Here is a 14,152-nt window from a genome sequence, read left to right on the forward strand (position 1 = left end):
AATGCGGGTATTATCCTGCGTTCCGGCCCGTTTCGCGTAAGACCTCCAGGATCTGCGCAAAAAGCCAATCCTGCGCATCGGGCTCGACGTAGCTGTGCGAGGCGCCCGGGCAGCGATGGATGCGCGGGTCGGCCTTGTCCCAGCGCGCCAGAAAGGTCTGTCCGGTTCGGTCTCGCTCGGCGACGAGGAAGCGGATTGGTCCGCGAAAGGTCGCAATCCCGGTCGCCAGTTCGCCGACAAGGCCCCTGACGGCAGGCGCAGGTCGAAGCGCGGTGATCAGGCTTTGGATAAGGCCACCCAGGCGGACCTCGCCGGACAGCAGACGCCGGATCGCGGCGGGATCGGCCAGGCGCTGGCGGTAGTGCGCGCGGGTTGCTTCGGGCGCGGGCGCTGCCTCCTCTTCGCCCTCGAGGGTCCAGGGGTTGGAAAGGACGAGGGCGTCGCACCCTTGTCCGCGCGTCAGCATGAGAGCGGCGGCCCCATCGCAATTGCCGAAAGCGACGATGCGAGCGACCTGTGGGCACTGCCTGCGCAGGGCCTGGAATGCAGCCTCGATGTCGGGGCCACTCGTGCGGAAACCGCCGTTGGTTCCCTCACTATCGCCCACGCCGCGCCGATCGAAGCGCAGGACGGGATACCCGGCCTCAGCAATCCGGGTGGCAAGCGCGGCCTGCCCGTCCCAAGCCCCGGCGCGCGTCTCGTTGCCGCCGCTCACGATCAGGAGCGCGGTGGTGCCGTCCGCGATGTCGAGCGTTCCGGCAAGGTGCTGCTCTGCGCATGGGAAGAGGATGGGGTGCCGTCTCATGGCCGGGCGCTCCCTTCCACCCACTCGGCCACGGCGCGCGCGAGCGTGTCGGCCTGCTCCGGGCTCTCGCCGGGTTCGGCGCGCAGCCAGAGAGCGGCACCGCCGATCTGCGACTGGGGGAGATCTTGCGCTTCGCCGCGTGGCTCGGCCTGTTCGAGGTCGGTGAAGAGGCGCGCGCCGATGCGATAGCCGTTGAGGTCAAGGCCCTTGGTGCGGGCCAGGTTTTCCAGGCGCGCGCGCGTTTCCGTGCGGCCCGCCTCACGCGTGGACAGAAGGCGCGCGCGTAGCATCTGGCGCAGGATCGCGGCGCCTGTGACGGGGGCGTAGTGGAGCGCAGGGAGGGCGCGAGGCGCAGCCAGTGCGCCGCCGCGAAAGGTAAGGACGTGCGTTGCGCCAAAGTGCGCCGTGCAGGCCTCCATGGCCCCGCGCCAGCTTGCAAGGTCCTGTGCCTCCAGTGGGGCCAGGCTCTCGTTGCAGCCGGGAAGGTCGGGCAGAACGCTGGTGATGGTGTGGCGCCCCGCAAGACGGCGCTGGACCTCAACCGTCAGGCGGCGCAGGCGGTTGCCCTCATCGAAGAGCGCCGGGACGATCAGCAGGCGATGCGGCCCTGCGCCTTCGAAGGCGAGCGCGTGGGCGGGCTCTCTCGGAAACGTCGGATCGGGCCAGGAGATATAATCCATGTGTGCCCGCCCGGTCCTGTCAGCCTTGCGCGGTCTTGGCCGAGACGAAGGCACGAAGAGCGCCGTAGGTCTCGAGCATCTCGCCGTCGATATCCTCATCCTCGATCAGGATATCGAAGCGGTCCTCGATTTCCGTAAGGAGGCCAGCGACGGCCATCGAATCGAGTTCGGGAAGGTGCCCGAAAAGGCCGGTGTCGGCCTCGAAGGTGGCGGTCTGTTCGGGTGCGAGGCCGAGCACGTCGGTGAGGATCGCGCGCAAGGTCTGGTCGGTGGTGTCTGCCATGGCCCTCTCGAAAACAGGCATATCTATCTCCCGCGCGCCTCTAGCCGCGCTTGAAGCGTGCGGCAAGGTGATGCGCGGCAAGGCGGCGCGCAAGCCGGGGCAGGTTGGCAAGCGCGCCGGGTCGGAACGCCTCGATACGATAGCGTGGGCGCACGGCGTTCATCCAGTCGCGCTTGTAGGCATCATCGCCGGTCCCGAAATCGACGAGCGCGACCCGATCGGTGTCGAGCGCCTGGCGAAAAAGCGCGGCGGTGAGCACGGAGCCCGGCGAAAGCGCACGGGCGCTCTCACGATGGGCGAGCTTGTGGATGAAGGCGGTGTTGCCTTCGATGCTCCACATCTGTGCCGCGATGGCGGGCCCGGTCGGATCGGCGGCGTCATGGGCAAGGCCGAGGCGCAGGCGTCCGGCCGCGCCTTCGGCCTCGGCAAAGGCACGCAGGAAGGCTGGGAAGCCTTCCTCGCCCTTCCAGCTTTGCGCGTAGATAGCTTCGTATTGCGCCCAGGCTTCGGCATCGAAATGCCTGAGGACCTGGGTGCGCACCTTGCCGCTCTTGCGCGTGAGGGTCGTGCGCAAGGGGCCGGGAAGCGCGGCGTGATAGGCTGGAAAATCGCGCCCGTGCACCTCGAGCACGTGGTTGGTGTCGCACGGCTCGCAGAACACCCACCATCCGGCCGTACGAAAGGCCTGGACAAGGGCGCGGGTGCTCCCATCTTCGTCCGGGACCTTGTCGAGCGTGATCCGGCGGGCGAGGGGCTTGAGCGCCTTGGCAAGCGGGACCAGCAGCTCCGGATCACCGTGCACGATCGGGCGGAAGCGGAAGGTGTACCAGTTGGCGAGCGCGACAAGGTGCCCCGGCGCCGCCTCGTGCAGGGCCAGCAGGGCCTCCCCCGCCTCGCCGCGGGCGCCGTGGAGCGTGCCGGAAAGGCCGCAATGGCGCTCGAGCGCCTGCCACCACCACAACCGGTCGAAGGGCGCGCGCGCCTCTTCACAAAGCAGGGTATCGAGGCGCGTGCCGGGTTGGACTTCGCGCAGCGGCTGGTGGTAGATCGAGGCGCTAACCGAAATGTTCATGATTTGCGGGTCAATTCCATCGCCATGCGTTCCACGCTCTCCCCTCCGTTGCCGGTCCCGGCGCGCCCTGTCGACCATGTCATCGAGATGGGGGAGGCATCGGCGGAGGCCCTTGTGCTGCGCGAAACGGTGCTGGACTACAAGACCTTAAGATTGCGTGTCGGGCGTCTGGCTGCCTGGCTTGCGCGCGAGGTGCCCGGGCCGGGCGCTCGGGTCGCAACCTGGGCGGCGAAGGGCGAGCTGGCCTGCCTCATGCCGCTTGCCGCCGCGCGCGCCGGGCTCGTTCATGTGCCGGTGAACCCGCTTCTGAAGCATGCGCAGGTGGCGCATATTCTGGCTGACAGTGGTGCCGCGATGCTGCTGGGCACGCCAAGCCGCCTGGCAAGCCTCCAGGAGGGCGACGTGCCCGAAGGCTGTCGCTGCATTGAGGAAGCCGACGCGCTGGCGCAGGCCGCGCAGATGGATGCGCCTCTGCCTCCTTCGGCTGCCGACCCGGCGGACCTTGCTGCCATTCTCTACACCAGCGGCTCGACCGGACGGCCCAAGGGCGTGATGCTGAGCCATGCGAACCTGTGGCTGGGCGCTGAAAGCGTGGCGCAGTACACGCAGCTCAGTGCGCAGGATCGTACGCTCGCCGTGTTGCCGCTGGCCTTCGATTACGGTCAGAGCCAGCTCTTTTCGACCTGGCTGGCCGGGGGCTGCGTCGTCCCGCTCGACTATCTTCTGCCCCGCGATCTGGTGAAGGCCGTGGCGCGCCACCGGATCACGACACTGGCTGCCGTGCCTCCGCTCTGGGTGCAGGTGTGCGAGCTCGACTGGCCCGCCGATACGGCCGCGCACCTGCGCCGCCTGACCAACAGCGGCGGCGCGCTGACCTCGGACCTGGTGACACGGCTGCGAGGGCTTTTCCCGCAGGCGCGCCTTTACGCGATGTACGGGCTGACCGAGGCGTTCCGCTCGACCTACCTTGATCCGGCGTTGATCGAGGAACGGCCCACCTCGATGGGCAAGGCGGTGCCCCATGCCGAAATTCTGGTCATCAACGATACCGGTGAGGTCGCGGCGGACGACGAGGAGGGCGAACTGGTCCACTGCGGTCCGCTGGTCGGGCAGGGCTACTGGCAGGACCCCGCGCGCACGGCCGAGCGCTACCGACCGGCCCCGTCCGCCTCGCACACCGGCGGGATCGCGGTGTGGTCGGGCGACCGGGTGCGGCGCGACGCCCAAGGCTTTCTCTATTTCGTGGGAAGGCGCGATGCGATGATCAAGAGCGCGGGCAACCGCATCAGCCCGCAGGAGGTCGAGGATGCGGCGCTTGCGAGCGGGCTCGTGGCCGAGGCGGTCGCGCTGGGCGTCCCCGATACGCGGCTGGGGCAGGCGGTCCACCTTGTCGTTCGCCCGGTGGCGGACGCGTTCGAGGCACAGGCGCGCCTGCCGCGCGCGCTGATGAAGGAGCTCCCCAATTTCATGCAGCCCAAGGTCATTCACTGGCGCGAGGTCCTGCCCACGGGTCCCAATGGCAAGATCGACCGGGCAGGCCTTGCCGCCGAAATCCGTGCGAACCTGACCGGCGAGGTGTCGGCATGAAGCCGCTGGGTCCCATCCCTGCAGGGTTCGAGGCTGTCGACGGCGTGCTGGCCGTGGCCGGAAAGCCCGTGACGCACTGGGTCGAGGAAGCCGGAGATACCCCGCTGTTCCTCTACAGCGCAGAGCGTATCCGCGCGCGCATTGCCCAGCTGCGCGCGGCCATGCCCGAACGCCTCGCGCTGCAGTACGCGGTCAAGGCCAATCCGTTCGGTCCTGTGCTTTCGCTGATGCACGGGCTGGTCGATGGCTTCGACATCGCCTCGGGCGGCGAACTGCGCGAACTTCTGGCCTGCGGCGTTGCGGGCGGGGAGATCAGCTTCGCCGGGCCCGGCAAGCGTGACCGCGAACTGGAGGCGGCCATCGTCCACGGTGTCACGCTCAACCTGGAATCCGAGGGCGAGGCGGCCCGTGCGCTTGCCCTTGGCCAGAAGCTGGGCCTGCGCCCGCGCCTTGCCGTGCGGGTCAATCCCGACTTCGACCTGAAGGGCTCAGGGATGAAGATGGGGGGCGGAGCCAAGCCCTTCGGTATCGATGCGCAGCGCGTTCCGGCCCTTGTGCGCCGCCTGCTGGACGCGGGCGCGGACTGGCGCGGCTTTCACATATTCGCAGGCAGCCAGGCGCTGGATGCCACGGCGATTGCCGAAACGCAGGGCCAGACGCTCGATCTTGCCGCGCGGCTGGCCGAGGAGGTGGGCGAGGTGCCCCCTCACTGCAATCTGGGCGGCGGCCTTGGCATTCCCTATTTCGGTCCGGACCGTCCGGTGGACCTGGAGGCTGTCGGCGGCGCGCTGGCGCAGCGTTTCGAGCAGCTTCCTGAGATCCTCAAAGAGACGCGCTTCTGCATGGAGCTTGGGCGCTACCTGGTGGGTGAGGCCGGGGTCTACCTCACCCGCGTGCTCGATCGCAAAACGAGCCATGGTGAAACTTTTCTTGTGACGGACGGTGGACTGCACCACCAGTTGGCCGCCTCGGGAAACTTCGGGACGGTGGTCCGGCGCAACTACCCGGTCGCCATTGCCACGCGTTTCGACGCGCCGGTCGAGGAAGAGGCCTCGATTGTGGGGTGCCTGTGCACGCCGCTCGACAAGCTGGCGGAAAAAGCCGGTTTCCCGTGCGCGGACGTTGGGGATCTCGTCGCGGTGTTCTGTGCGGGCGCTTATGGTGCCAGTGCGAGCCCGGCCTCGTTCCTGGGGCAGGGGCCAGCCTTGGAGCGGCTTGTCTGACAACGATTGCAGGGAGGGGTGGCCCATTGTGCCATTTCGGGACTGGGGCTAGAGTTAGTGCGTAAGGCTAACGCAATGTTCACCCTTTCTGGCCATAGGGCAGGGTGGAATTTGCCCGAACCTTAACTTGCGCAACACACGGGCGCAGGAGAGGCATAACGGGGTCAGAGGGAAGAAGACATGCGGTTTGATCGCCTTGCCACACTCGTGTCCGGATGCGCACTGGCCAGCCTTGCGCTCTCGGGCTGCGCCACGACCAGCGCGCCTGAACTGCCGCCAGCCACGTTCGTGGCGATGCAGGAAGGGCCGGGCGAGGAGTACATCATCGGGCCGCTCGATGATCTGACCGTCTTCGTCTGGCGCAATCCGGAACTGGGCGCCAAGGTCCAGGTGCGGCCGGACGGGCGCATCACCACGCCCCTCATCACCGACATGCCTGCCGTGGGCAAGACACCTGCGATGCTGGCCGAGGACATCCGTCTGCAGCTCTCGCAGTATATTGAGGACCCGCTCGTCTCGGTGATCGTCAACAGCTTCTCGGGCACGTTCAGCCAGCAGATCCGCGTGGTCGGTGCGACCGAGAAGCCCGCCTCGATCCCCTACCGCGCGAACATGACGCTGCTCGACGCGATGATCGCGGTGGGCGGGCTGTCGGAGTACGCGGCGGGCAACCGTGCGCGCCTGATCCGCTTCGACAAGACCAGCGGCAAGCAGAAGGAATACAAGCTGCGCCTCTCCGACCTGCTCAAGGAAGGGGATAGCAAGGCCAACGTGATGCTCTCGCCGGGCGATGTCATCATCATCCCCGAGAGCATGTTCTGAAGGTCAGGGCGCAGCCATGAACACGCTGTATGAAGAACTGCTCGCAGCGATGCACAGCGTCTGGCACCGGCGCTGGATTGCGCTGGCCTGCGCCTGGGCGATCTGTCTGGTGGGGTGGCTGGCTGTGGCCCTGATCCCCAACTCGTACGAATCGCGTGCACGTATCTTCATCCAGCTCGACGATGCCCTGGCCGAACAGGTGGGCATCGGTGTGGCCGACAAGAAGCGCGACATCGAGCGCATCCGCCAGACGCTGACGAGCGCGGTGAACCTGGAAAAGGTGGTGCGCGCGACGCGCCTTGGCGACACCATCGAGGACCCCAAGGCGATGGAGGCGGCGGTCCTGGCGCTGGGCAAGAACGTCTCGGTCATCGCGCAGCAGGACAACCTCTTCGAGATCCGGGCGACGGCCAGCAATGCCTCGTTCTCCGATGCCGAGAACGCGAAGCTGGCCCAGAACGTCGCGCAGAAGCTGATCGACATCTTCCGCGAGGAAAACCTTTCGGGAAATCGCGGTGAGATGGCCGAGAGCCTCCAGTTCCTCAACCAGCAGCTCAAGCAGCGCGAGAGCGAACTGGAATCGGCCGAGAACAAGCGCTCCACGTTCGAGGCACAGCATCCCGAACTCGCGCAGGGCGGGGCTCTCAACAACCAGCGGCTCGAAGCGGCGCGTTCGCAGCTGCGCGGGGTCGAGGCCGATCTTGCCGCCGCGCAGAGCGCGCTTGCCGCGATCAACGGTCAGATCGCGAGCACGCCGCGCACGATGCCGGGCGGCAGCGCGGGATCGGCCAGCGCGGCGCTGGCGAAGGCCCAGTCCGATCTCGCCTCGATGCGTGGGCGCGGCCTTACCGAGAACCATCCCGATGTCATCGCCGCGCGCAACCAGGTCAATGCCCTGAAGAGCGCGGCCGCGGCCGAGAGCGACAGCGGTGCAGGGATGCCCAACCCGGCCTACGCCTCGCTGGTCTCGATCCGCGCCGAACGCATGGCCAATGTCCAGGCGCTGGTCGCGCGCAAGGCCGCCTTGCAGTCCGACGTCGCCACGATGACCGCGAACGCCATTGCCAACCCCGAACTTGCAGCGGAGGCCAACCGCATCGCGCGTGACTATGACGTGCTGCGCCAGCAATACGACAAGCTTCTGCAGGACCGAGAGGAACTGCGCATTCGCGGCGAGGTCAAGACCGAGCGCGAGGCGGTGAAGTTCGAGGTCGTCGATCCGCCCACGACCCCGCGTGCGCCCGTTGCGCCCAACCGTCCGGTACTGCTGATCGGCGTGCTGATCGCAGGTGTCGGCGGGGGCTGCGCGGCGGCCTTCGCGCTGAGCAAGGTGCGTTCGGTCTTCGCGACCACCGCCGGTCTGGAACGCGCCACGGGCCTTCCCGTGCTGGGCGCGATCTCGCAGAACCTGACCGAGGGCGCGCGTGCGCTGCGGCGGCGCAGGCTCAAGTACTTTTACGGCGCGACGGCGGCGCTCGGCGGTCTTCTCGTCGTGCTGCTGATGGTTGAGTTCGTCCAGCGGGGCATGGTCGCATGAGCGGGGAAGGCAAGATGAGCGAACCGGACAAGACCCCCGCCGAAGACATGGCGCCGGAGGACGCGAACACGGCGTCCGAGGCGTCTGCGGACGGTGCGGCGCAGGTGCCGAACAATTCCGAAAGTGAGAGCCCCTCGCTGATCGAGCGTGCCGCGCGCCGCTTCGATTTCGGCAGCTTCATCGCGCGCCCCGATCCGCTTCCCGCCGATGTTGCGGCCAAGGCTGCGGCAAGCGGCAAGGCGCGCCGGATCGTGCGCAACGACAACGCGGCAAAGCCGGGCGGAGAGCCTGAACCGGCCGCATCCGTGCCTGCCAGCGCCGCGCCGCATCCCCGACGCCGGGCGAGTGACTTTGCGCCTGCACCCGCCGATCCCGCGCCTGTCGCGGTTGCAGCGGTGGAGCCGGTCCCGGAGGTGGTCGAGGAGCCGGTGGTCTTTTCCGGGACGCGCCACCCCATCGACCGAGATTCCCTGGCCGAGCATGGCCTGATCGTGCCCGAAGGGGCGGTGACGGCGCTTCTCGAAGAGTTCCGCATCGTCAAACGGCAGGTGCTGCCCCAGGCGGCGGAACTGCGTCGCAAGAAGGCGGGGCCCGCCGCGCAGCGCGTGCTCATCAGCTCGCCGCATCCCGGTGAAGGCAAGACCTATTGCGCTCTCAACCTCGCGCTTTCCATCGCGGCGGAGAAGGAGAGTGAGGTGCTCCTCGTCGATGCTGACTTTGCCAAGCCCTCGGTTCTCTCGATGCTGGGCCTGCCCGGTGGACGCGGTCTGATGGACGCGCTGATGGACGAGACGCTCGATGTGGTCGACTGCGTGCTGGGCACCGACATTCCGGGTCTGTGGGTCCTGCCTGCGGGTGAGGACACCAATACCGACAGCGAGTACCTGTCGAGCTCGCGGACGAAGCGTGTGCTCGACCGCCTGACGCAAGGCGCCCCGCAGCGCATCGTCATCTTCGATTCGCCGCCCGCGCTGGCCGCCTCACCCGCCGCCGAACTGGCCAAGCATGTCGGACAGGCGATCGTCATCGTGCGGGCGGACCGGACCGGGCAGGGGGCTCTTGACGATGCGATCAAGCTGCTGGATGGCTGCCCCAACGTGCAGCTCCTTCTGAACGGCGCACAATTCAGCCCGAGCGGCCGCCGCTTCGGGTCCTACTACGGATACAAGGATTGATGCGCGGCCATCCCCTTCTGACTTACGCAGGCCTGGGGCTCGCCCTTGCCTGTGTCTCCGGGGCTCATCCCGGCAGCGCCGCCGCGCAGACCATGGGCTATGGCGGGCTTGGCGGTGAGGACGGAGCCGGTTCCGGGGCCACGTCGGGTAATGGGGCTTCGGGCGGCGCGCAGGGCGAGAAGGCCACGGGCGGACGCCGCGTGGAAATCCGCCCCTATATCGAACTGGACCAGATCGTCAGCGCCCAGCTTTCACCAGGCAGCGACGTCCTGACCTACACCCAGGCCGCCGTCGGGGTCGATGCCGGGCTGCAGGGGCGGCGCACCGGTCTTTCGCTGTCGGCCCGCTATGCCCGGCAGATCGGTTGGGGCGATGCGCGCGACAGCGATGTCCTGAGCGGCGTCGCGCGCGGCTATGCGACGGTGACGCCGGGCCTGACGCTTGAGGCGGGCGGCCTTGCCACGCAGTCGAGCTTCTCGGGCGGATCGGCACGCTATCTAGGCGGGGACGACCGGCGCACGGTCTATTCGGTCTACGCCGGACCGACCCTGGCTACGCGCGCGGGCGCTGTGGATCTGCAGGGCAGCTACCGCGCGGGCTATTCGCGGGTGGAGCAGGGCAGCGCCTTCCTGCCAACGCCGGATGGTGAGCGCGTCACGCGCAGCGAGGACAGCGTGGTCCAGTCCGTCGAGCTTCAGGCGGGGGTCAAGCCGGGCACAGTGCTTCCCGTCGGCCTAGCCGTGGCCGGGAGCGCCTATCAGGAGGATATCTCCGTTCTCGACCAGCGCGTGCGCGACATGCAGGCGCGCGCGATGGTAACCTTACCGGTGAGCCGGACCGTCCAGGTGGTCGGCGCCATCGGGTACGAGGATGTCGAGATTTCGAACCGCGACGTGGTTTATGATGCCGAGGATCGGCCTGTGATCGGGCGCGACGGACAGTACGTGACCGACAAGAGTTCGCGTCGCCAGCTGTCCTACGATGTCTCGGGCATCCTGTGGGACGTTGCTGTCATGTGGCGGCCGAGCCGGCGTACGTCGTTCTCGGCGCATGTGGGGCGCCGTTACGGCTCCACCACCTTCGGTGGCCAGCTTGCGTACTCGCCCGATGACCGCAAGACCCTCAGCGTCTCGGTCTACGACAACCTGGCTGGCTTCGGGGGGCAGATCAACCGTGCGCTCAACGACCTTCCGACGGATTTCGAGGCGGTGCGTGATCCGGTGACGGGAGATCTGGTGGGCTGCGTCAATTCGCTGGAGGGCAGCAACTGCCTTCCCGGCGTTCTGGGCTCGCTGCGCGCTTCGGCCTTCCGCGCGCGCGGCATCGCGGCCAGTTACACGATGCAGATTGGCCGCCTGAGCGCAGGGATCGGGCTTGGCTATGACCGACGCAAGTATATCGCCGCGCAGGGGACCATCCTTGCCAGCGCCGATGGCATGGTTGACGAGAACACCTGGGCCTCGCTCTACCTGTCGGGGCCTCTGGGCCGCAACGCGGGCTGGTCGACCAACGGCTATGTCAACTGGATCACGTCGACCGACACCACCTTTGGCGATGTCACGACCTATGGTCTGGCCGCGTCCTATTACCACATGATCACGCCGCGCCTGCGCGGTACCCTGGCCGTGTCGGTCGATGGTTCGAGCTATGATCTCGACACGGTGCGCGACTACTGGTCGCTGACAGGCCTTGCCGGCCTTCGCTACAACTTCTGACTTCGAGGGAGGAGTTCACGATGTTCGATGATTTCTACGGGCTCGAAGCCAGACCCTTTCAGCTGACGCCCGACCCGGCGTTCTATTTCGAGAGCGTGACGCACCGCAAGGCGCTCTCCTATCTGGGATATGGCCTTGCGCAAGGGGAGGGCTTCGTGGCCATCACCGGTGAGGTCGGCTCGGGCAAGTCGACGCTGGTCGCCTACCTCATGGCCACCATCGATCCGGGCCGGATGACGGCGGCCAACGTGGTGACCAGTGCGCTCGATGGCGAAGAGATCGTCCATGTTGTCGCGCGGGCCTTCGGGGTCGAGGTTGACGGGCACGACAAGGCCTCCGCGCTTGGCGCCATCGAGGCCTTCCTCCACGAGGAAGCGCGTGCGGGACGCCGTTCGCTGCTGATCGTGGACGAGGCGCAGAACCTGTCGATCACCGCGCTCGAAGAGCTGCGGATGCTCTCGAACTTCCAGCTGGGATCGCACCCGCTGCTCCAGACACTGCTTCTGGGCCAGCCCGAATTTCGCACCACGCTGATGGAAAGCGACCGCCTGGAGCAGCTGCGCCAGCGCGTGATCGCAACGCACCACCTGACCGCGATGCAGCCCAAGGAAGTCCAGGCCTATATCGAACATCGCCTCACCTGCGTGGGGTGGGATGGCAATCCCAGCTTCGATCAGCGCGTCTTTTCCGGCATCTACGAGGCGACGGGCGGTGTCCCGCGCCGGATCAACCAGGTCGCCAACCGCCTTCTGCTGCTCGGATCGGTTGAGCAGCGCACGCGGATCGACAGCGCCATGCTGACGCAGGTGCTGGACGAGATGAAGCACGATGGCACCATCGGCCATGGCCATGAGGGCGAAGATGCCCGGACCGCCCACCACCATCCCGATCATTCGCTCGACAACGGGGTACCTGCCTCGGTTGCGATTGCGCACGATGCTGCCTTTGCCTCGGAAGAGGAGGGCAGGAGTGCGGCAAGGGCGGGCCACGCGGCGATCGATGCACCCGCCGCGATTGCCCTCATCGAAAGCGCGCTGGCGGATCGCGACGCCCAGATCTGCGAGCTTCAGCAGGCTGTCGTCGAACTCGCCAACAAGGCTGAGGCCCATGAGGCTCAGGCTCTTGAAGCGGAGGATCCTTCCGTCGAACTCGTAGGCCATCTTGAGGCGCAGCTGGCCGAGGCGCATGAGCGAACGGCGGCGCTGGAAGCCCGGCTCGACGAACAGGAGCGGACCTTGCGCCATGTCCTGACCATGCTGATCGAGTGGGTCGAGGGCGGCGGAGACCAGCGCAGCGCGGCATGAGCGCGGTGGGGCCAAAGGCCATCATCAACGGCCTCTCGGTCGACGTCGAGGACTGGTTCCAGGTCGGGGCGTTCGAGAACGTGATCGCGCGCAGCGACTGGGATCGCCTGCCCTTGCGGGTGGAGCGCAACTGCGAGGCCGTGCTCGACCTGTTTGCCGAGGCAGGCGTGACCGGAACCTTCTTCACGCTGGGCTGGATCGCCGAGCGCGCCCCCGCCATGATGCGCCGGATCGCCGAGGCCGGGCATGAGATCGCCAGCCATGGCTGGGCGCACGAACGCGTGTTTCGCCTGGGGGCAGACGCCTTTCGCGAAGATCTGGCGCGCAGTCGCAAGGTCCTGGAGGATGTGAGCGGCGCGTCCGTGCAGGGGTACCGTGCGCCCAGCTTTTCCATCGATGCGCGGACCCCCTGGGCCTACGAGGTCTTGGCCGAGGCCGGATATGCCTACAGTTCGAGCGTGGCGCCCGTGGTGCACGATCACTATGGCTGGCGCGAGGCGCCGCGCTTTGCTTTCCACCCCATTGCGGGCAGCGATCTTGTCGAAATTCCCGTGACCACCGCCGAAGTCGGTGCGCGGCGCTTGGCGGCTGGTGGAGGCGGGTTCTTCCGTGTTCTTCCCTATGCCTTCACGCGCTGGGCGATCCGCCAGGTCAACGCCGAGGGGCGTCCGGCGGTCTTCTACTTCCACCCTTGGGAGACCGATCCCGACCAGCCCCGCGTCGAGGGGGCCCCGCTGCGCTCGCGCCTGCGCCACTACACCAACCTTCACCGTATGGCGGGAAAGCTGCAGCGCTTGATGGCCGAATTCCGCTGGGGCCGGATGGACGTCCTGGCCGATGCCGAACGTCGGCGCGCCGTAAGGCTCGCGGCGTGAACGCGCCCTTTGCCCCGGCCGGCACACAGGTGCGTCTGGCGGACCTGTCTGACCGGCACGAACGTGCGCGCATCGACGACTTCGTGCTGGCCCATCCGCAAGGCACACCCTTTCATCGTCCGGCCTGGTTCTGCACCGTGGCCGAGGCGACGGGCAACATGGCGCTGGCTCTGGTGGCCGAGCGGGCGGGCGCACTTTCGGGCCTTCTTCCACTCGACTGCATCTCCTCGCCGATCTTTGGACGGGTGCTCGCATCGAGCGGTTTTGCGGTGGACGGCGGGCTTCTGGTTCACGAGGGAGGCGATCCGCAGGCGTTCTTCGACGCCGCACGCGAACTGGCCGTGCGCTTGTCCTGTCCAACGGTGGAACTGCGCGGAGGCGTGCTTCCCTCAGTGGGAGAGGGCTGGTCGCATCAGGACGGCTCGCATTGCACCTTCGCGCGCCCTCTCGCCGGGGACGACGAGAGCGAGCTCACGGCGATCCCGCGCAAGCAGCGTGCCGAGGTGCGCAAGAGCCTCTCGGCCGATCTGGAGGTCCATGTCGGACGCAGCGAGGACGCGCTGGCCGAGCATTACCGCGTCTTTTGCGAAAGCTATCGAAATCTTGGTACCCCGGTCTTCCCGCGCAAGCTGCTGGGCGCTGTGCTCCGGGCCTTTGGCGAGGACGCCGACATCCTGACTGTGCGCCATGAAGGGCAGGCGGTCGCCAGCGTGCTGAGCCTTTATCACAAGGGCACCGTCATGCCGTACTGGGGCGGCGGGACCTGGGCTGCACGGCGGCTGCGCGCGAACGAGCGCATGTATTTCGAACTCATGCTCCACGCCCGGCGCCGGGGCATGCACAGCTTCGACTTCGGTCGCTCCAAGACCGACAGCGGCGCCTACCACTACAAGCGCAACTGGGGCTTCGAGCCGCGCGCGTTGACCTACGCGAACTGGACCGCACCGGGCGCGGCGATGCGCGATATGAACCCGCAAAGCGCGAAGCGGGCGCTGCAGGTGCGGCTGTGGCAGCGCCTGCCGCTGGGCATTGCCAATCGCCTCGGCCCCCTCATTGCGCGCGGGATCGGGTAGG

Annotated in this window: 13 protein-coding genes; 9 read left to right on the forward strand and 4 right to left on the reverse strand. The window is 67.5% G+C overall.

The genetic code is table 11. The features are described from left to right. Window positions 1–10 precede the first annotated feature (10 nt). The 4 genes from MTR65_RS03265 to MTR65_RS03280 are packed head-to-tail and all read right to left on the reverse strand — an operon-like array spanning window position 11 to window position 2,840. Window positions 11–805, reverse strand: coding sequence for a hydrolase 1, exosortase A system-associated (locus MTR65_RS03265; protein ID WP_243797007.1), 795 nt, complete (start codon window positions 803–805; stop codon window positions 11–13). Further along, window positions 802–1,485, reverse strand: a complete 684-nt coding sequence (locus MTR65_RS03270) for an alpha/beta hydrolase family protein (protein WP_243797010.1) — start codon at window positions 1,483–1,485, stop codon at window positions 802–804. Before MTR65_RS03270 ends, MTR65_RS03265 begins: the two co-directional genes overlap by 4 nt. A 19-nt stretch (window positions 1,486–1,504) precedes the next feature. Further along, a complete protein-coding gene (locus tag MTR65_RS03275; protein ID WP_148626486.1) occupies window positions 1,505–1,768 on the reverse strand; it encodes an acyl carrier protein in 264 nt (87 codons plus the stop codon). Between the two features lie 40 nt (window positions 1,769–1,808). Continuing rightward, window positions 1,809–2,840: a GNAT family N-acetyltransferase gene (locus MTR65_RS03280; protein WP_243797012.1), complete on the reverse strand. Its 1,032-nt coding sequence runs from the start codon at window positions 2,838–2,840 to the stop codon at window positions 1,809–1,811. Between the two features lie 24 nt (window positions 2,841–2,864). On the opposite strand from MTR65_RS03280, the gene MTR65_RS03285 reads away from it, so the two are divergent. The 9 genes from MTR65_RS03285 to MTR65_RS03325 all read left to right on the forward strand — a co-directional run bounded on the left by MTR65_RS03285 (window position 2,865) and on the right by MTR65_RS03325 (window position 14,151). Beyond that, window positions 2,865–4,427 (forward strand): acyl-CoA ligase (AMP-forming), exosortase A system-associated, encoded by a 1,563-nt coding sequence (locus MTR65_RS03285; RefSeq protein ID WP_243797015.1) that lies wholly within the window; start codon window positions 2,865–2,867, stop codon window positions 4,425–4,427. Next, entirely contained in the window at window positions 4,424–5,650 is a 1,227-nt protein-coding gene (locus MTR65_RS03290; RefSeq protein ID WP_243797017.1) for a pyridoxal-dependent decarboxylase, exosortase A system-associated, read from the forward strand. Before MTR65_RS03285 ends, MTR65_RS03290 begins: the two co-directional genes overlap by 4 nt. A 180-nt stretch (window positions 5,651–5,830) precedes the next feature. Continuing rightward, window positions 5,831–6,472, forward strand: coding sequence for an XrtA/PEP-CTERM system exopolysaccharide export protein (locus MTR65_RS03295; protein ID WP_148626490.1), 642 nt, complete (start codon window positions 5,831–5,833; stop codon window positions 6,470–6,472). Window positions 6,473–6,488: 16 nt separating this feature from the next. Continuing rightward, complete coding sequence (locus tag MTR65_RS03300) at window positions 6,489–8,009, forward strand: XrtA system polysaccharide chain length determinant (protein ID WP_243797019.1); 1,521 nt, start codon at window positions 6,489–6,491, stop codon at window positions 8,007–8,009. Next, complete coding sequence (locus MTR65_RS03305; protein WP_243797023.1) at window positions 8,006–9,184, forward strand: P-loop NTPase family protein; 1,179 nt, start codon at window positions 8,006–8,008, stop codon at window positions 9,182–9,184. Before MTR65_RS03300 ends, MTR65_RS03305 begins: the two co-directional genes overlap by 4 nt. Further along, window positions 9,184–10,899, forward strand: coding sequence for a preprotein translocase subunit YajC (locus tag MTR65_RS03310; protein WP_243797026.1), 1,716 nt, complete (start codon window positions 9,184–9,186; stop codon window positions 10,897–10,899). Before MTR65_RS03305 ends, MTR65_RS03310 begins: the two co-directional genes overlap by 1 nt. A gap of 20 nt (window positions 10,900–10,919) precedes the next feature. Further along, window positions 10,920–12,203: an XrtA/PEP-CTERM system-associated ATPase gene (locus MTR65_RS03315; protein ID WP_243797029.1), complete on the forward strand. Its 1,284-nt coding sequence runs from the start codon at window positions 10,920–10,922 to the stop codon at window positions 12,201–12,203. Continuing rightward, window positions 12,200–13,078 (forward strand): XrtA system polysaccharide deacetylase, encoded by an 879-nt coding sequence (locus MTR65_RS03320; protein ID WP_243797031.1) that lies wholly within the window; start codon window positions 12,200–12,202, stop codon window positions 13,076–13,078. Before MTR65_RS03315 ends, MTR65_RS03320 begins: the two co-directional genes overlap by 4 nt. After that, window positions 13,075–14,151 (forward strand): FemAB family XrtA/PEP-CTERM system-associated protein, encoded by a 1,077-nt coding sequence (locus tag MTR65_RS03325; RefSeq protein WP_243797033.1) that lies wholly within the window; start codon window positions 13,075–13,077, stop codon window positions 14,149–14,151. Before MTR65_RS03320 ends, MTR65_RS03325 begins: the two co-directional genes overlap by 4 nt. Window position 14,152: the final 1 nt, after the last annotated feature.

The organism is Novosphingobium mangrovi, from assembly GCF_022818885.1.
Classification (GTDB): Bacteria; Pseudomonadota; Alphaproteobacteria; order Sphingomonadales; family Sphingomonadaceae; genus Novosphingobium; species Novosphingobium mangrovi.